The sequence below is a fragment of the Luteimonas dalianensis genome, assembly GCF_049339425.1.
GTDB lineage: Bacteria > Pseudomonadota > Gammaproteobacteria > Xanthomonadales > Xanthomonadaceae > Luteimonas > Luteimonas dalianensis.
In genome coordinates, this window is the sequence record NZ_JBMPPO010000002.1 from 390,326 (window position 1) to 407,601 (window position 17,276).

Here is a 17,276-nt window from a genome sequence, read left to right on the forward strand (position 1 = left end):
TGCCCGTGATGTCCCGTAGGAGCGCGCCATGCGCGCGAAGCCGCGTGGCGCGCTCCTACCGGCGCAGGCGCTCGAGTACGCCGTCCAGGGTGTCCAGGTCGCTGTAGTGGATCACCAGCCGGCCCTTGCCGCCGCGGCCGTGGGCGATGCTGACCTTGGCGCCCAGGCTTTGCGCCAGTTCGTTTTCCAGCGCTGCGATGTCGGCCTGCTGCGGGCGCGGCTTGGCGGCGGCGCGGCCCTTGCGCGCAGGCACCCGGCCGTCGGCGAACTGCTGGGCGCGGTGCTCCACCTCGCGCACCGACCAGCCGTGCTCGGCGGCCTCGGCGGCCAGCTTGGCGGCCAGCTCCGGGGCCAGCGTGAGCAGGGCGCGGGCGTGGCCCATTTCCAGCCTGCGCTGCTCGACCAGCTTGCGGATCGCCGGCGGCAGCTCCAGCAGGCGCAGCAGGTTGGACACCGCCGCGCGCGAGCGCCCGACCGCTTCGGCGGCCTGGGCGTGGGTGAGCATGAATTCCTCGATCAGGCGGGCCAGGGCCTGCGCCTCTTCCAGCGGGTTGAGGTCTTCGCGCTGGATGTTCTCGATCAGCGCCATCGCGACCACGGTGCGGTCGTCGACGTCGCGCACCACCGCCGGGACTTCGCTCAGCCCGGCCCGCCGCGAGGCGCGCCAGCGGCGCTCGCCGGCGATGATCTCCCAGGTGCGGCCGCTGCCCGAGCGGATCTCGCGCACCACGATCGGCTGGATCACGCCCTGGGCCCTGATCGATTCGGCCAGCTCGTCCAGCTTGTCCTCGCTCATGGTGCGGCGCGGCTGGTACTTGCCCGGCGCCAGCGCGTCGATCGGCAGGGTCTGCAGGGTGTCGCCCGGACGCGCTTCCAGCGCCGGCGCGGTCTCGGCCGCCTTCGGCCCCAGCAGGGCCTCCAGCCCGCGGCCGAGGCCGCGCTTCTTCGCCGGTGCCTTCTTCGCCGGCGGGCCCTTGGCCGCGGCGTCCCTGTTGGCTGCGGTCATGCCGCCTTCTCCCTGTTCTCGCGTTCGCGCTGGCGGCGGATGATCTCGCCGGCCAGGCCCAGGTAGGCGATCGCACCGCGCGAGGCGCGGTCGTAGCCGACGATGCTCTGGCCGTGGCTGGGCGCCTCGGCCAGGCGCACGTTGCGCGGCACGATGGTGCGGAACACCTGGTCGCCGAAATGATCGACCAGCTCGCTGGACACGGCGTTGGTGAGGTTGTTGCGCACGTCGAACATGGTGCGCAGCACGCCCTCGATCTCAAGCCCCGGGTTGAGCCGGGCGCGGATCGCCTCGATGGTTTCCATCAGCGCGCTGATCCCCTCCAGCGCGTAGTACTCGCACTGCATGGGCACCAGCACCGAGTCGGCGGCGGTGAGCGCGTTGAGGGTCAGCAGCGACAGCGCCGGCGGGCAGTCGATGATGATGTAGTCGTAGCGGCCGCGCAGCGGGTCGAGCGCGCGCTTGAGCCGCTGCTCGCGATCTTCGGCGGCCATCAGTTCGAGTTCGGCGGCGGTCAGGTCGATGTTGCCGGGGAGCAGGTCGTAGCCCTCGGCGGTCTCGACGATCGCATCGGCGCCTTCCAGCTCGCCCAGCAGCACGTCGCAGGTGGAGGCCTGCAGGTCGCGCTTGTCCACGCCGCTGCCCATGGTCGCGTTGCCCTGCGCGTCCAGGTCCACCAGCAGCACCCGCCTGGGGGTGCCGGCGAGCGCCGCGGCCAGGTTGACCGCGGTGGTGGTCTTCCCGACGCCGCCCTTCTGGTTGGCGATGGCGATGATGCGGGCCATGGGCTCCGTGATCCGGTGTGTGGACGGCCGGCGGGAGACCGCGGGCCGGCTGGCCATTATGCCCGGATGCCACCGGGGCGAAAGCCCGTCCGGCGGCGCGTGCGGCCTCAGCCGGGGGCTTGCACCGCCACCAGGTGGCGCTCGGCGTCCAGGCCGGGCACGTGCAGGGGGTGGACGTCGAGCAGCCGCCAGCCGTCGGGCAGGGCGGCGATCTCGTCGTCCGGGCGCACGCCCTTGAGCGCCAGCAGCCGGCCGCCGGGGCGCGGCAGGTGGCCGCCGAAGGCGATGATGTCGGCCAGGGTGGCCAGCGCGCGCGCGGTGATGGCGTCGAATTCACCGGGCCGATCCAGTTCCTCGGCCCGGCACTCGTGCACGCTGGCGTTGTCCAGGCCCAGCGTGCGCACCGCCTGGCGCAGGAAGCGCGCCTTCTTGCCGTTGGACTCCACCAGCGCCACCTGCAGCTGCGGTAGGGCGATCGCCAGCGGGATGCCGGGCAGGCCCGGCCCGGTGCCCAGGTCGGCCAGCGTGCCGATGCCGCGCACGTGCGGCACCACCGCCAGCGAGTCGAGCAGGTGGCGCACCACCATCTCGCCCGGCTCGCGCACCGCGGTCAGGTTGTAGGTGCGGTTCCAGCGCACCAGCAGCGCCAGGTATTCCAGCAGCGGCGGCGCCAGCGCGGCGTCCAGGCCCAGCGCCTGCAGGCCCGCCTCCAGCCGCCCGCGCACTTGTTCGTCGGCAGGTTCGTTCATCCCCCCATTGTAGGAGCGCGCCATGCGCGCGAAGCCGCGTGACGGTTCCCGTGGGGTGAATTCGCGGGCGGTCCGATGGGCCGGGAGCCCTCGGCGGGACACGCCGTGAACCCATCCATGGGGGCTTGTCCGCGCCATCCATGGCGCAGGCAGTCCCGCCGAGGGCTCCCGGCCCACCGGACCCTCGGCTTCGCGGTGACATGCCTGCGCATGGCTCGCTCCTACCCGAGGGGGTGCCAGGCGAATGTGGCCAGGTAGTTGGGGGCGGGTTCGAAGGCGTATAGCGACCAGTCCTCCGGCTTCCCCAGCGCGGGATCGCAGTCCACCAGCGCCAGCACGCCGTCGCGTTCGGCGAATTCCAGCCGGTGCAGCCCGAACACCAGGCCGCGGCCGTGGGCCTTGAGCATCGCCTCCTTGGCGCACCAGATACGCACGAACGTCGTCTCGCGCGCCGCGCCGGACAGCCCGGCCAGCCACTCGGCTTCGCCCGGGGTGAAGTAGCGCCGGGCCAGCTCCAGCACGCGCGGGCGCGGGCGCGCCCATTCCAGGTCGCAGCCCAGGCGCACGCCCTCGCCCAGCGCCATCAGCAGGCCTTCGCCGCTGTGGCTCCAGCTGGTGTCGTGGCCGGCGTGGGCCGGGCCCAGGCGCGGCCGGCCGTAGCGGTCGCGGGCCAGTTCCAGGCCTGCGGCCGGAACCGGCAGCTCCGACTGCAGCCACGCGCGCACCCGCGGCTCGGCCGGCTCGCCGCGGCGGTACGGGCGCCAGGCGCAGCGCACGCGGTCGAATTCAAGCTGGCCTGCGGTCAGGGACATGAAGCCGGAATTTGGCTGGATCGGGGGGCGGCAGCGTAAGCTATCGGCCCTTTGGCGGAATACAAAGGCGTCAGGCCCCAGCATAGACATGTCGGCAGTCGTCCACGATCCATTGCAGGCGAACCCGGACGAGGGCCGCGTGCCGCTGGCCGCCGGCGATCCCGCCCGCATCCTGGCCTTCGTCGGCGGCGAGGCGGTCAGCGCGGCCACGTTCCTGTCCCAGGTGCGCGCGCTGGCGCAGCTGCTGCCCGAGGCCGGCCACGCGGTGAACCTGTGCCAGGATCGCTACCACTACCTGGTCGCGTTCTGCGCCGTCGCCCTGCGCGGCCAGTCCACCCTGATGCCGCCCTCGCGCACCCGTGCGGCCATCGACCTGGTGCGCGGCCAGTTCCCCGACAGCTACTGCATCGGCGACGTCGACGACTGCGGCTGCGATGCCGGCATGGACGGGCTCAACCACTACCTGCGCCTGCCCGAACCGCTGCCGCGCCTGGACGGCCCGCCGCCGCAGCTGGCGGCCGACGCGGTCGCGGCGATCGGCTTCACCTCCGGCAGTACCGGCACGCCGTCGGCGAACGCCAAGACCTGGGGCTCGTTTGCCCGCAGCACCCGCCAGAACCTGGAGGCGCTGGCCGGCCTGTGGCCGCGCGGCGAGCAGGCGCACGTGGTGGCCACGGTGCCGCCGCAGCACATGTACGGCATGGAGATGTCGGTGCTGCTGCCGCTGCTGGGCGGGACGTCGGTGCACGCCGGGCGGCCGTTCTTCGCCGCCGACATTGCCGATGCGCTGGCCGCGCTGCCCGGCAACCGGGTGCTGGTCACCACGCCGGTGCACCTGCGCACGCTGGTTGAATCGGCCACGCCGCTGCCGCCGCTGCGCGCGATCGTCACCGCCACCGCGCCGCTGCCGGTCGAGCTGGCGGCGGCCGCGGAGGCGCTGTCCGGCGCGCCGGTGCGCGAGTTCTTCGGCTCCACCGAAACCTGCATCATCGCCTCGCGCCGAACCGCCATCGAGCAGGCCTGGACGCCGTTTGCAGGCGTGCAGGTGCAGCCGCGCCCGGACGGGACGCTGGTCACCGCCCCGCACCTGGCCGGGCCGGTGGCGCTGGCCGACCTGGTGGAGCTGGACGACGCCGGCCGCTTCATCCTGCGCGGCCGCCAGGCCGATCTGCTGGAAATCGCCGGCAAGCGCGCCTCGCTCGGCGACCTCACCCGCTGCCTGCTTGCCGTGCCCGGGGTGCAGGACGGAGCGGTGCTGCAGCTGGAAGAGCGTGACGCCGCCGGGATCCGGCGGATCGTGGCGGTCGCGGTGGCCCCGGGGCTGGACGAGGAGACGATCCTGCAGGCCCTGCGCGGCCAGGTCGACCCGGTGTTCCTGCCGCGCCGCCTGCGGCTGGTGCCGGCGCTGCCGCGCAACGAGACCGGCAAGCTGCCACGCAGCGAGCTGCTGCGGCTGCTGGCCGACCGGCCCGCGCAGCGCTGACGCGCCTATCACGCTGAACGGGCAAGACTGGCCGCGCTCCGCAGGGGGGCCGTTCAAGGAGAACACGCAATGGGCATCATCATCTGGCTGATCGTCGGCGGCATCGTGGGCTGGCTGGCCAGCATCGTCATGCGCACCAACGCACAGCAGGGCATCATCCTCAACGTGGTGGTCGGCATCGTCGGCGCCTTCATCGGCGGCTGGCTGATCGGCCCGCTGCTGGGCGCGCCTTCCATCAACAGCGGCCAGATCTCGGTGATGAGCTTCATCGTCTCGCTGATCGGCGCGATCATCCTGCTGGCGATCGTCAACCTGTTCCGCCGCGGCTCGGTGCGCTGAGCCCCGGGGCGGGCCCCGGCCCGTCCTGCGTCAGTACAGCACCCGGGTGCGGATCGTGCCCGGGATTTCCGCCAGCGCGGCGCGCAGCTGCGCCGCCTGATCTTCGCTGGCGGTGACGTCGATCACCACGTAGCCCACCTTCGCATCGGTGCGCAGGTACTGGCCGTCGATGTTGATGCCGCGCTCGCCGAACAGCTCGTTCGTGCGCGACAGCACGCCGGGTACGTTGCGGTGGATGTGCAGGATCCGGCGGCTGCCGTCGTGGCCGGGCAGCGCCACCTCGGGGAAGTTGACCGCCGACAGGGTCGAGCCGTTGTCGCTGTAGCGGATCAGCTTGGCCGCCACCTCCACCCCGATGTTGTCCTGCGCCTCCAGCGTGCTGCCGCCCACGTGCGGGGTCAGCAGCACGTTGTCGATGCCGCACAGCGGCGATTCAAAAGCCTCGTCCTGGCCCTTGGGCTCGACCGGGAACACGTCCACCGCGGCGCCGCCCAGGTGGCCCCGGCGCAGCGCGGCGGCCAGCGCCTCCACGTCCACCACCGTGCCGCGCGAGGCGTTGACCAGGTGCGTGCCCGGGCGCATCAGCGCGATCTGTTCGGCGCCAATCAGGTTGCGGGTGCCGGCGGTCTCGGGCACGTGCAGGCTCACCACGTCGCTGCGTGCCAGCAGGTCTTCCAGGCTGGCCGCCGCGCGCGCGTTGCCCAGCGCCAGCTTGGTTTCGATGTCGTGGAACAGCACCTGCATGCCCAGCGCCTCGGCCAGCAGGCCGGCCTGGGTGCCGATGTGGCCGTAGCCGACGATGCCCAGGGTCTTGCCGCGCGCCTCGTGGCTGCCGGCGGCGTTCTTCGACCAGCCGCCGCGATGGCACTCGGCGTTGCGCCGCGGCACCCCGCGCAGCAGCATCACCGCCTCGGCGATCACCAGTTCGGCCACGCTGCGGGTGTTGGAATAGGGCGCGTTGAACACCGGCACGCCGGCCAGCTGGGCGGCCTCCAGGTCGACCTGGTTGGTGCCGATGCAGAAGCAGCCCACCGCGATCAGCCGGCGCGCGTGCGACAGCGCCTCGGCGTCCAGCCGGGTGCGCGAGCGGATGCCCACCAGGTGGGCATCGGCGATGGCTTCGTGCAGGGCCGCGCCGGTGAGCGACTTTTCCCGGCAGTCCACCAGGCTGTAGCCGGCCTGGCCGAACGCGTCCACGGCGCTCTGGCTGACGCCTTCCAGGAGCAGTACCCGGATGTCCTGCTTGGGAAAGGAAGTCCTGGTTTCAGCCATGTCACGGGGGCGGGAAGCGGAGGGTTCATGCACTATGCTGGGGCCGTCGCTGCGCCGCAACATCGCCATGAACGATCCCCGCCTCCAATCCCTGCGCCAGGCCGTCCCCGGCCTGCAGCTGAAAACCGACCCGGCCGACCTGGAACACTACGGCCGCGACTGGACGCGGCGCTGGCCGCCGGCGCCGCTGGCCATCGCCCTGCCTGACACGGTGGAACAGGTGCAGGCGCTGGTGCGCTGGGCCAATGGCGAGCGGGTAGCGCTGGTGCCCTCGGGCGGACGCACCGGGCTGTCGGGCGGCGCGGTGGCGGCCGGCGGCGAGCTGGTAGTGAGCCTGGAGCGCATGAACCGGGTGCTGGGCTTCGACCCCGTCGACCGCACCCTCACCGTGCAGGCCGGCGCCGTGCTGCAGGCGGTGCAGGACGCCGCGCGCGGACACGGGCTGGAGTATCCGGTGGATTTCGGCTCGCGCGGCTCGTGCACCATCGGCGGCAACGTGGCCACCAACGCCGGCGGCATCCGCGTGATCCGCCACGGCAACACCCGCGACCAGGTCGCCGGGCTGAAGCTGGTGACCGGCAGCGGCGCGCTGCTGGAGCTGGGCCGCAGCCTGGTCAAGGACGCCAGCGGCTACGACTTGCGCCAGCTGGCCATCGGCTCGGAGGGCACGCTGGGCATCGTGGTCGAAGCCACGCTCAGGCTCGCCGACCCGGCGCCGCCGGCGCAGACCCTGCTGCTGGCGGTGCCCACGTTCGAGGTGCTGATGGATGTGTTCGCCCTGTTCCGCGCGAAGCTGGGACTGCAGGCGTTCGAATTCCTCACCGACCGCGGCCTGGAGCACGTGCTCGCGCACGGCGGCGCCAACCCCTTCGATGCGGTGCACCCGTGGTACCTGTTGGCCGAATACGACGCCGCCGACGAGGCGCAGGACGCCGCCGGGCTGGCGGTGTTCGAAGAGGCGATGGAGCGCGGCTGGGTGCTCGACGGCGTCATCGCCAACAGCCGCGAGCAGGCCGATCGGCTGTGGCGGCTGCGCGAGGGCATCACCGAGGCCACCGCGCGCTGGCGGCCGTACAAGAACGACGTCTCGGTGCGGGTGGCGGCGATGCCGGCGTTCCTGGCCGAGGCCCGGGCGCTGCTGGGCGAGGCCTATCCGGATTTCGACGTGGTCTGGTTCGGCCACATCGGCGATGGCAACCTGCACATCAACGTGCTCCAGCCCGAGGGCAGCGACGACGACGAGTTCCTGCGCCAGTGCGGCCACGTCACCGAGCTGCTGGCCGGGCTGCTGCATCGCCACGGCGGCAGCATCTCCGCCGAGCACGGGGTGGGGCTGCTGAAGAAACCCTACCTGGGCAGCACCCGCAGCGATGCCGAGGTGGCGCTGATGCGCGCGATCCGCCGTGCCTTCGACCCCAACGGGATCATGAACCCGGGCAAGGTCTTCGACTGAGGTCTAGCCCAGCTGCACCCACGCCGGCGCGTGGTCGCTGGGCCGCTCCCAGGTGCGCGGCTCGCGGTCGATGCCCGAGGCCACCGCGCGATCCTTGAGCGCGTCCGACACCAGGGTCAGGTCGATCCGCAGCCCCAGCCCGCGCCGGAACGCCGCCTGCCGGTAGTCCCACCAGCTGAAGATCCCGCCCTCGTCGGTGTGCAGGCGGAAGGCGTCGTGCAGGCCCAGGTCGAGCAGACCCTGCAGCGCGGCCCGCTCCGGGGTGGAGGTGAGGATGTGGCCTTCGTTCCAGACCTCCGGATCGTGCACGTCGCGGTCGTCGGGCGCGATGTTGAAGTCGCCCATCACCACCATCTGCGGATGCGCCTGCAGCTCGCTGGCGATCCAGCCGTGCACCGCCTCCAGCCAGCGCAGCTTGTAGGCGTACTTGTCGGTGCCCACGTCCTGGCCGTTGACCACGTACAGGTTGACGATGCGCACCCCGTCCACGGTCGCCGCGATCACCCGCTTCTGGTCGTCCTCGAAGCCCGGGATACCCATCTGTACGTCGGAAATCTCCCGCCCGCGCGCCAGGATCGCCACCCCGTTGTAGGTCTTCTGGCCGTGGAAGACGTTGCGATAATCCAGCTCGTCCAGCGCCTCGGCGGGAAAACGCCCGTCCTCCAGCTTGGTCTCCTGCAGCCCCACCACGTCCGGCACGAACTCGCCGAGCCAGCGCTGCAGGTGCGGCAGGCGCACGTTGAGGGAGTTGACGTTCCAGGAGGCGATTTTCATGCGGTGATCCATTGCGGCGTGCGCGGCCATTCTAGGCAACGCGGCCGCCCGGTGCGCCGCGCGCTCAGCGCAGCAGCATCCGCACCAGCCGGTCGATCTTCGAATACGGCGGTTTGAGCCGGTCGCTGGCCGCGCGGTGGGCCTGCCACAGGATCGGCAGCGCCTTGGTCATGGCGTCGAAGCCGGCGCGGCCGTGGTAGGCGCCCATGCCGCTGGCGCCGATGCCGCCGAACGGAAGAGCGCCGGCTGTGAAGTGGAGCAGGGCGTCGTTGACGGTGACCCCGCCGGCCAGGCAGTGGTGCAGGATCCGATCCACCGTCGTTTGGTCGTGGCTGAAGGGATACAGCGCCAGCGGCCGGTCACCGGCGGCCACCCGGCCGATGGCCTCCTCCAGCGTCGCGTAGCCGATCACCGGCAGCACCGGGCCGAAGATCTCCTGGCGCATCACCTCGGCGTCGTCACCGGGCTGCACCACCACCGTGGGCGGGAACGCGCGCTCGCCCTGCACCCGGGCCAGCTGCTGCACGTCCAGGCCGCGTTGGCGCGCATCGTCCACGCAGTCCTGCAGGCGCTCGAACTGCGCCTTGCTGATGATGCGGGTGAAGTCCTGCGCCGGGTCGCTGGCGTAGCGCGCCGCCGTCTCGCGCCGCAGCGCCTCGATCAGCGCGTCGCGGCGGCCGGCATCCACCAGCACGTAGTCCGGTGCGATGCAGGTCTGGCCCGCGTTGAACCACTTGCCCGTGGCCAGCCGCGCCGCCGCGCGTTCGACCGGATAATCCGCGCACACGATCGCCGGCGACTTGCCGCCCAGCTCCAGCGTCAGCGGGGTCAGGTTGTCCGCCGCCGCCGCCATCACCTTGCGCCCCACCGCCGTGGAGCCGGTGAACACCAGGTGGTCGAAGGGCAGCGCCGCGAACGCCGCGCCGACTTCGGCATCGCCCAGGGCGACCGCGACCCGGTCGGCGGGGAACACCTCGCCCAGCAGCCCGGCCAGGAACTGCGAGGTGCGCGGCGTGTGTTCGGACGGCTTGAGGAAGGCGTGGTTGCCGGCGGCGATCGCGGTGGCCAGCGGGATCAGGGCCAGGTTGACCGGGTAGTTCCACGGCGAGATCACGCCCACCACGCCCACCGCAACGTGCCGGATCTCGGCCCGCGCCGGCCACAGCCGCCAGCCGGCGCCGACCCGGCGCGGTTTCATCCAGCCGGGCAGTTCGCGGCGCAGGCGGTCGATCTCGTTCAGCACGGTCATGCCGTCGGCCAGCAGCGATTCGTGCACCGAGCGGTGGCCGAAGTCGGCCGAGATCGCCGCCGCCATCTCTTCCAGCCGCGGCTTGAACGCCGCGCGCAGCCGCGCAAGGTCGTCCAGCCGCTGCGCGCGTCCGGGCCTGTTCGCGTGCCAGGCCTCGCGCAACCGCTCCAGCGTCGTCCGCAGCTCATCCATCCCGACAGTCTAGCTACTTGAACTAGCGCCCCATGCCTTCGAGGCCGCGTGACGCCCGGAACCACCGCGATCGCCGCAAAGGCCGGGGGCGGGTGGGGCAGGCCAGTGCGGGACTGTCTGCGCCATGGACGGCGCAGACAAAACCCCACTGAAGGGTTTCCCGCGTGTTCCGCAATGGCCTTCCCCCCCCCCCCCCCGTGCAAAACAATCGCTCTCACGCCACTTCGCGCGCATGCCAGGCGCCTACCGGATATCCTCCAACCCATGAACATCAGACCCTATCGGGACAAGCTCCCGGCGCTCGGCGAGCGCGTCTACATCGATCCCGCCGCGGTCGTCATCGGCGACGTCACCCTGGCCGACGACGTGTCGATCTGGCCCGGCACCGTCGTGCGCGGCGACGTCAACCACGTGCGCATCGGCGCGCGCACCAACATCCAGGACGGCAGCGTGATCCACGTCAGCCATGCCGGCCCGCACACCCGCCTGGACGGCTACCCGACCATCGTCGGCGAGGACGTCACCGTCGGCCACAAGGCCGTCGTCCACGCCTGCTCCATCGGCGACGGCGCCCTGATCGGCATGGGCGCGCTGGTGATGGACGGCGCGGTGATTGGCAAGCACGCCTTCGTCGGCGCCGGCGCGCTGGTGGCGCCGGGCAAGACCGTGGGCGAGGGCGAGCTGTGGGTCGGCAGCCCGGCGCGCCGGGTGCGCAAGCTCAGCGACGCCGAGATCGAAGGCCTGATCTACAGCGCCGGCCACTACGTACGCCTGAAGGACGAATACCTCACCGGTTTCGCCGGCGCCTGAGGGCGCCTCAGTCGGCGGTGACCAGGGTCGCCTGGCGTTCGCGCAGGCTGGCGTAGACCGGGTCGGTGTCCGGGCGCACGCCGTGCCAGTAGTTGAAGCTCTCGGCGGCCTGTTCGACCAGCATCCCCAGCCCGTCGATCACGTGGTCGGCGCGCGAGGCGCGGGCCCAGGCCAGGAACGGAATCGCCACCTCGCCGTAGTTCAGATCCACGCAGGCGCAGCGGTTGCCCACCAGCCCCATCGGCAGCGGCGGCAGGCCGGCGCCGCGCGCGGCCGAGGTGGCCTGGATGACGAGGCTGAACTCGCCCAGCTTGCCCAGGTCGTCGAAATAGCGCGGGTGCACCCGCCCCGGCTGGCCCATCGCGTCGGCCAGCGCGTCGGCGTGCTCGGGGGTGCGGTTGACCACGTACAGGTCGCCGATGCCCGCGTCCAGCAGCGCCGGGGCCACGCCGCGCGCCGCGCCGCCGGCGCCGATCAGCAGCACCCGGCGCCCGCGCAGATCCAGGCCGTTGCGCTCGGTCAGGTCGCGCACCAGGCCGCGGCCGTCGGTGCACAGGCCCAGCCAGCCGCCGTCGCGCCGCACCAGGGTGTTGACCGAACCGGCCCGGCGGGCGTGGTCGCCCAGCTCGTCGCACAGCGCCGCCGCCTGCTGTTTCAGGGGCAGGGTGACGTTGGCACCCGCGCCGCGGTCCTCGGCAAAGCGCGACAGGAGTTCGGGGAACTGCTCGGGCAGCGCGTCGATCGCGTCGTAGCGCATGCGGATGCCGCGATCGCGGGCGAAGGCGGCGTGGATCGCCGGCGACAGCGTGTGGGCCACCGGGTGGCCGAACAGCGCATAGCGGGCGACGGCGTCGGGACTGGCACTCATGGCGAACCTCCCTGCACTGACGATCCCAGCATACTCCCGCCGCACGGGTGCGGGGCGCCGCAGGCGCCGTCCCCGCTCAGGCGTCTTCGCGCAGCCAGCGGGCGGCGTCGGGGGCGAAGTAGGTGAGCACGCCGTCCGCGCCAGCGCGCTTGAACGCCACCAGCGCCTCCAGCGCGCAGGCGCGTTCGTCCAGCCAGCCGTTGGCGGCCGCGGCCTTGAGCATCGCGTACTCGCCGCTGACCTGGTAGGCGAAGGTGGGCACGCCGAAGCTGTCCTTCACCCGTCGGATCACGTCCAGGTACGGCAGCCCCGGCTTGACCATCACCATGTCCGCGCCTTCGGACAGATCCAGCTCCACCTCGCGCAGCGCCTCGTCCGAATTGGCCGGATCCATCTGGTAGGTGGTCTTGTCGGCCTTGCCCAGCGCCGCGGCCGAGCCGACCGCGTCGCGGAACGGGCCGTAGAAGGCGCTGGCGTACTTGGCCGAGTAGGCCATGATCCGGGTTTGGATGTGGCCGGCGTCCTCCAGCGCGTCGCGGATGGCGCCGATGCGCCCGTCCATCATGTCGCTGGGCGCGACCACGTCGGCGCCGGCCTCCGCGTGCGAGAGCGCCTGGCGCACCAGCGCGTCCACCGTCTCGTCGTTGAGCACGTAGCCGGTGTCGTCCAGCAGGCCGTCCTGGCCATGGGCGGTGTAGGGATCCAGGGCGACGTCGGTGATCACCCCCAGTTCGGGGAAGCGTGCCTTGAGCGCGCGCACCGCGCGCTGGGCCAGTCCGTCCGCAGCCCAGGCCGCGGCGGCGTCGAGCGACTTGGCGTCCGGCGCGGTCACGGGGAACAGCGCCAGCGCCGGGATCCGCAGCTCGCAGGCCTGTTCGCCCAGGCGCAGCAGTTCGTCCACCGACACCCGCTCCACGCCCGGCATCGACGGCACCGGCTCGCGGCCGTCGGGTTCGTGGACGAACACCGGCCAGATCAGGTCGTTGGCGGTCAGCACGTGCTCGCGCACCAGCCGGCGCGAGAAGTCGTCGCGGCGCAGCCGCCGCGGTCGGATCGGAAGTCTGCTCATGCGGCCCATTTTACGCCGCCCCCGCAACCCCGTCCCCCCGTAGGAGGCGGTGGAACCGGAGGTGGTGGAGCAGGGAGTCAGGCGTGGACGCCGTCGATCTCCACGGCCAGCTCGCGGCGGCAGATGGCGGCGTGCAGGAGGATGCGCGGGACGCGGTCGCCGAAGCGTTCGTCCAGCGCGCGCGCCACCAGCGGCAGGTCGTCGCGGTCGCGCACGTAGACCTTGAGCCGGGTGCCGGCGCCGAACCGCGCCGGCAGGCCCGGCCGGCTGCGCCGGGCCTCTTCCAGCAGCGCGTCGAAGTTGGCGAAGGTCTCCGCCAGCTGCGCCAGCAGCTCGCCGTCGTGCCTGGACGCGTGCCCCACCACCGCCGCCGTGCCCGACAGCAGCAGCGGCATGTCGGCGCCGTCGGCCGGCAGCATCGCCCGGGCGAAGCTGGGCGCCTGCGGGCCGTACTCGCGCGGGTAGCGGTAGGCGCTGACCTGGCGCGGGTTCTCCACCGGCGTGCCGGGCTCGCGCGCCGACAGCCAGTACAGCTGGATCACCCGGTCGTCGTCGCAGCGGCCGATCGCGGTCGCCGCCGGCAGGCGCCCGGTATCGAACTCGCCCAGCCCGGCCGCGCGGCCGAGGCAGAACTGGCGGTAGCGCTCGGCGTCGCCGTCGCCCAGGGTGATCGCGTCCAGGTAGTTCCAGATCCGCAGCAGTTCCGGCGTCCGGCTGCCACCCACGTGCGCGGTCAGCGCCCGGTAGCCGTGCCGGGCCGCCTCGACGATGCCGATCCCGGCCTCGTCCACCTCGATCACCCCGAACGACAGCCGCCCGTCGCTGGCCCAGGCGATGCCGCCGTCGGTTTCGGCGGACGCAGGCGTGCGCCCGTGCTCCACCTTGCCGTTGGTGCGCCACACTTCCAGCGGCGCGGCCGCGTGCGGCTGCAGCGGCACCCGCAGGTAGCGCGGGTCGTCGCAGCGCGGCGCATCGGGGCCGAAGCCGAAGACCGCCAGCACGTCGTCCTGCACCAGCAGGCTTGCCGGCTCCACGCCGTGCACGTAGTCCACCCGCAGCTGCGCGCGGCCCGTGTCATTCAACTGCACTGCGCTCAAGAACTTCCCTCCTGAAGGGTGTCGCCGCTGAAGTCCGAACGCACCCGCCGGCGGCGCTCGCGCCAGCCGGCCAGCGCCTGCGGCGCGATCGCCACCGCGTTGAGCGCATACAGCGCCCGGAACAGGTAAAGCCGCCAGATCACGGCCCGGTTGTCGAACACGTCCCCCGCCAGCATCGAGACAATCGCCTGCTGGATCTGCAGGTCGTTGCGCGGGGCCGAGAAGATCCGCTGCATCACCGGCGTGGTGAAGCGGTGGATGAACCACGAAAAATGCCTGAGCCCGCGCCGGAAACGCTTCTCCATCGCCTTCTGCAGCGCCGCCTCGTGCGCCGGCTCGCGCAGCGCGCCGTCGACCACGTTGGTGGCCTGCTCGGCGCCGAGCATCGCCAGATACACGCCCGAGGAGAACACCGGATCGATGAACGCATAGGCGTCGCCGGCCATCACCCAGCCCGGCCCGCACATGCGCGTGCAGCCGTAGGAGTAGTTCCCGGTGGCATGCACCGGCCCCACCCGCTGCGCGCCCTGCATGCGCCGCGCCACCGAGCCGCGCGCATTGAGGGTCTGCATCAGGAAGGTCTCGTTGTCGCAGCGGCGCTGCTTGAGGTACTCCGGCGAGCACACCGCGCCCACGCTCATCACGTCGTCGCGCAGCGGGATCAGCCAGTACCAGCCGTGTTCGAAGCGATCCACGGTGACGTTGCCCGCGTCCTCGCCGGGCCGGCGCTCCACCCCGCGGAAATGGCTGAAGATGGCCGCCGACTGGTGTTTCCGGCTCTTGCGCTTGAGCTTGAGCTTGGCGCCCAGGAAGGTGTCGCGGCCGCTGGCATCGACCACGTAGCGCGGGCGCACGGTGATGGCCGTGCCATCGGCGGCAGCGGCCTGTACCTGCGACGGCCGGCCGTCGGCGCCGAATTCGATCGCCTTCACCCGCACCCCGTCGCGCGCGTCCACGCCGCTGCCGCGGGCGTGTTCGAACAGCATCTGGTCGAACTCCGAGCGCCGCACCTGGAAGGCGTGGTCGCACGGCAGGCCCAGGCCCCGGGTGAAGCGGAACACGTGGGTCTCGGTGTCCGAGCCGGCCACGGTGAAGTCCGCGCCCGCCTTGCGCACGCCGATCGCGCGCACCTGCTCCAGCACCCCCAGCCGTTCCAGGATCGGCAGGTTCATCGGCAGCAGCGACTCGCCGATGTGGAAGCGCGGGTGGCGATCCTTTTCCAGCATCAGCACCTGCCAGCCACGGCGTGCGAGCAGGGTGGCGGCGGTGCTGCCCGCCGGCCCGCCGCCGATCACCAGCACGTCCGGCGCCAGCGCCTGCGGGCCGTCCACGGTGCCTTCGTTCTGCTTCACCATTCCTGCGCAGTCGCTCGCCGTCTGATCCGGCCCATGCCATTATTCCGGGCGCGCATCATAGCGCGGCGCCCGGGCGCCACCCATTCATGACAGACGGAAGCACACCATGTCGCAGACCCCCGCCGAGCGCGAACTGGCCGAACTGCTGGTCGAAAGCCTGAACCTGGAAGACGTGGAGCCGGACGGGATCGACCCGGAGGCGCCCCTGTTCAACTCCGGGCTCGGGCTGGATTCGATCGACGCGCTGGAGCTGTCGCTGGCGATCAGCAAGCGCTACGGCTTCCAGCTGCGCTCGGACAACGAGGAAAACCTGCGCATCTTCGCCTCGCTGCGGGCGCTGTCGGCGCATATCGAACAGAACCGCGCCGGTTGAACGCGGCCGGGCCCGCCGCCCCCCAATCCCACAGCCCTGTGATCCTGGCCGTCGAGATCGCCCTGGCGGTGGGCTACGGCGTGCTCGCGCACCTGTCCAGCGCCCGCGACAGTCACGCGCTGGCGCTGGCGGCGCTGCTGGCGCTGGTGCTGCTCATGCTCGCGTCGCCGATGGCCGCGCGCCGCGCCTGGGCCTGGCTGGTGCTGCCGCTGCTGGCCGCCGGCTGCTGGGCGCTGTACCGGGCCGGCCACGCGCCGCTGCCGCTGCTGCTGGTGCCGGTGGCGTTCATCGGCCTGGTGGCGTGGATGTTCGGGCGCACCCTGCGGCCGGGGCGGCTGCCGCTGATCACCCGCATCGTGACCGTGCTCGACGAGGTGCCGGTCGCGAGGATGGAGCCGGAGCTGGCCCGCTACACCCGCGGGCTGACCCTGGCCTGGGCGGTGCTGCTGCTGGCGCTGGGCGCGGTCAACCTGCTGCTGGCCATGATCGCCAGCCCCGACGGCCTGCTGGCCGAACTCGGCGTGCAGGCACCGGTGACCATCACCCGCACCCAGTGGTCGTGGTTCGCCAACCTGTTCAACTACGGCATCATCGCCGGCTTCTTCGTGGTGGAGTTCCAGCTGCGCAAGCTGCGCTTCCCGGGGCGGTACCACAGTTTCGCCGGGTTCCTGCGGCAGCTGGGCGGGCTGGGGCCGGCGTTCTGGCGCGACCAGCTGCGCTGAGCGGCGTTCCATTTGTCGCCGGGGCTGGGGCATCATGCCCCTGCCAGTCATCGCCGCCATGGACAGCCAGTGGGCCAGCACATCGACACCGTTCCCTTCCAGCGTTCGCTGCCCAGGCGTTGGGGCCAGCGCGCGCTGAACATGCTGCAGCTGGCCTGGACCCTGGTCTGGACTCCGGCCTGCATCACCGTCGCGCTGGTCGTTTACGTGCTCGGCGGCGGCCGCAGGCGGGTGCCGCTGCGCATGGCTTCGTGGCTGTGGGCGCGCGGGCTGCTGGCCTTCGCCGGCCCGCTGGCGGTGGAAGGCAGCGGGCGGGTGGACTGGTCGAAACCCTACGTGCTGGTCGCCAACCACCAGTCGGTGATCGACATCGCGGTGCTGTTCCGGGCGGTGCCGGTGCCGCTGCACTTCCTGCTCAAGCAGGAAATGACCCGGATGCCGTTCGTGAACTGGTACGCGAAGGCGATGGGAATGGTGTTCATCCCGCGCGACGACCGCCGCGCCGCCACCGCCAGCCTGCAGCGCTCGGCCGAGCTGGTGCGCTCGGGCGCGGTGCTGTGCATCTTCCCCGAGGGCACCCGCAGCCGCGACGGCACGCTGGGCCAGTTCAAGCCCGGCGCGTTCCAGACCGCGATCGCGGCGGGCGCGCAGGTGATCCCGGTGGCGCTGGAGGGAACCGGCGCGGTGCTGCCGCCCGAGGGCCTGTTCAGGGTCACGCCGGGCCCGATGCGGGTGCGCTTCGGCGATCCGCTGGCGCTGGAAGCGGATGGGCAGCCGCTGTCCCGCCAGGCACTCGCCGCCCGCGCCCAGGCCGCGGTGGAAGCGCTGCTGCGCGAGCGCGGCGGCTGAACCGGGCGCATCGGCGCCG

At 72.2% G+C, this 17,276-nt stretch carries 18 protein-coding genes; 7 read left to right on the forward strand and 11 right to left on the reverse strand.

The window, feature by feature from the left end; translation table 11 throughout:
* Window positions 1-55: 55 nt before the first annotated feature.
* The 4 genes from ACOZ90_RS04000 to ACOZ90_RS04015 form a co-directional block, all read right to left on the reverse strand.
* Complete coding sequence (locus tag ACOZ90_RS04000) at window positions 56-1,006, reverse strand: ParB/RepB/Spo0J family partition protein (protein ID WP_422892338.1); 951 nt, start codon at window positions 1,004-1,006, stop codon at window positions 56-58.
* Window positions 1,003-1,791 carry a ParA family protein gene (locus ACOZ90_RS04005; RefSeq protein ID WP_422892339.1) on the reverse strand — a complete coding sequence of 263 codons (789 nt, stop codon included), beginning with the start codon at window positions 1,789-1,791 and terminating at the stop codon, window positions 1,003-1,005. The genes ACOZ90_RS04000 and ACOZ90_RS04005 overlap by 4 nt, the downstream gene beginning before the upstream one ends.
* Window positions 1,792-1,898: 107 nt before the next feature.
* Window positions 1,899-2,540: a 16S rRNA (guanine(527)-N(7))-methyltransferase RsmG gene (gene rsmG, locus ACOZ90_RS04010; protein ID WP_422892340.1), complete on the reverse strand. Its 642-nt coding sequence runs from the start codon at window positions 2,538-2,540 to the stop codon at window positions 1,899-1,901.
* Window positions 2,541-2,761: 221 nt separating this feature from the next.
* Window positions 2,762-3,352 (reverse strand): 4'-phosphopantetheinyl transferase family protein, encoded by a 591-nt coding sequence (locus ACOZ90_RS04015; RefSeq protein ID WP_422892341.1) that lies wholly within the window; start codon window positions 3,350-3,352, stop codon window positions 2,762-2,764.
* An 88-nt stretch (window positions 3,353-3,440) separates the two neighbouring features.
* Between ACOZ90_RS04015 and ACOZ90_RS04020 the strand changes: the two genes are divergently transcribed.
* Entirely contained in the window at window positions 3,441-4,835 is a 1,395-nt protein-coding gene (locus ACOZ90_RS04020) for an AMP-binding protein (RefSeq protein ID WP_422892342.1), read from the forward strand.
* 69 nt (window positions 4,836-4,904) lie between these two features.
* Window positions 4,905-5,174, forward strand: a complete 270-nt coding sequence (locus tag ACOZ90_RS04025; RefSeq protein WP_422892343.1) for a GlsB/YeaQ/YmgE family stress response membrane protein — start codon at window positions 4,905-4,907, stop codon at window positions 5,172-5,174.
* Window positions 5,175-5,204: 30 nt separating this feature from the next.
* Here the strand turns inward: ACOZ90_RS04025 and serA are convergent, their stop codons facing one another.
* On the reverse strand, window positions 5,205-6,446 hold the full coding sequence (gene serA / locus ACOZ90_RS04030; RefSeq protein WP_422892344.1) for a phosphoglycerate dehydrogenase: 1,242 nt from the start codon (window positions 6,444-6,446) through the stop codon (window positions 5,205-5,207).
* 67 nt (window positions 6,447-6,513) lie between these two features.
* On the opposite strand from serA, the gene ACOZ90_RS04035 reads away from it, so the two are divergent.
* A complete protein-coding gene (locus ACOZ90_RS04035; protein ID WP_422892345.1) occupies window positions 6,514-7,899 on the forward strand; it encodes an FAD-binding oxidoreductase in 1,386 nt (461 codons plus the stop codon).
* Window positions 7,900-7,902: 3 nt separating this feature from the next.
* Here ACOZ90_RS04035 and xth read toward each other — a convergent pair whose 3' ends face one another.
* Window positions 7,903-8,673, reverse strand: a complete 771-nt coding sequence (gene xth, locus ACOZ90_RS04040) for an exodeoxyribonuclease III (protein WP_422892346.1) — start codon at window positions 8,671-8,673, stop codon at window positions 7,903-7,905.
* A gap of 64 nt (window positions 8,674-8,737) precedes the next feature.
* Window positions 8,738-10,114 carry a coniferyl aldehyde dehydrogenase gene (locus ACOZ90_RS04045; protein ID WP_422892347.1) on the reverse strand — a complete coding sequence of 459 codons (1,377 nt, stop codon included), beginning with the start codon at window positions 10,112-10,114 and terminating at the stop codon, window positions 8,738-8,740.
* A 264-nt stretch (window positions 10,115-10,378) separates the two neighbouring features.
* Between ACOZ90_RS04045 and ACOZ90_RS04050 the strand changes: the two genes are divergently transcribed.
* Window positions 10,379-10,924 (forward strand): gamma carbonic anhydrase family protein, encoded by a 546-nt coding sequence (locus ACOZ90_RS04050; protein WP_422892348.1) that lies wholly within the window; start codon window positions 10,379-10,381, stop codon window positions 10,922-10,924.
* Between the two features lie 7 nt (window positions 10,925-10,931).
* Here the strand turns inward: ACOZ90_RS04050 and aroE are convergent, their stop codons facing one another.
* The 4 genes from aroE to ACOZ90_RS04070 all read right to left on the reverse strand — a co-directional run bounded on the left by aroE (window position 10,932) and on the right by ACOZ90_RS04070 (window position 15,313).
* A complete protein-coding gene (gene aroE / locus ACOZ90_RS04055) occupies window positions 10,932-11,792 on the reverse strand; it encodes a shikimate dehydrogenase (RefSeq protein WP_422892349.1) in 861 nt (286 codons plus the stop codon).
* 76 nt (window positions 11,793-11,868) lie between these two features.
* Window positions 11,869-12,861 carry a porphobilinogen synthase gene (gene hemB / locus ACOZ90_RS04060; RefSeq protein ID WP_422892350.1) on the reverse strand — a complete coding sequence of 331 codons (993 nt, stop codon included), beginning with the start codon at window positions 12,859-12,861 and terminating at the stop codon, window positions 11,869-11,871.
* A 77-nt stretch (window positions 12,862-12,938) separates the two neighbouring features.
* Window positions 12,939-13,958 (reverse strand): chorismate transformation FkbO/Hyg5 family protein, encoded by a 1,020-nt coding sequence (locus ACOZ90_RS04065; RefSeq protein ID WP_422892351.1) that lies wholly within the window; start codon window positions 13,956-13,958, stop codon window positions 12,939-12,941.
* The gene (locus tag ACOZ90_RS04070; protein WP_422892352.1) at window positions 13,955-15,313 is read right to left on the reverse strand and encodes an NAD(P)/FAD-dependent oxidoreductase; all 1,359 of its coding nucleotides are present in this window, start codon (window positions 15,311-15,313) and stop codon (window positions 13,955-13,957) included. Before ACOZ90_RS04070 ends, ACOZ90_RS04065 begins: the two co-directional genes overlap by 4 nt.
* Before the next feature lie 106 nt (window positions 15,314-15,419).
* On the opposite strand from ACOZ90_RS04070, the gene ACOZ90_RS04075 reads away from it, so the two are divergent.
* The 3 genes from ACOZ90_RS04075 (at window position 15,420) to ACOZ90_RS04085 (ending at window position 17,257) form a co-directional block, all read left to right on the forward strand.
* The gene (locus ACOZ90_RS04075; protein ID WP_422892353.1) at window positions 15,420-15,686 is read left to right on the forward strand and encodes a phosphopantetheine-binding protein; all 267 of its coding nucleotides are present in this window, start codon (window positions 15,420-15,422) and stop codon (window positions 15,684-15,686) included.
* Between the two features lie 38 nt (window positions 15,687-15,724).
* Window positions 15,725-16,408 carry a COG4648 family protein gene (locus tag ACOZ90_RS04080; RefSeq protein WP_422892354.1) on the forward strand — a complete coding sequence of 228 codons (684 nt, stop codon included), beginning with the start codon at window positions 15,725-15,727 and terminating at the stop codon, window positions 16,406-16,408.
* A 141-nt stretch (window positions 16,409-16,549) separates the two neighbouring features.
* A complete protein-coding gene (locus ACOZ90_RS04085; protein WP_422892423.1) occupies window positions 16,550-17,257 on the forward strand; it encodes a lysophospholipid acyltransferase family protein in 708 nt (235 codons plus the stop codon).
* The last annotated feature ends 19 nt before the right edge of the window (window positions 17,258-17,276 follow it).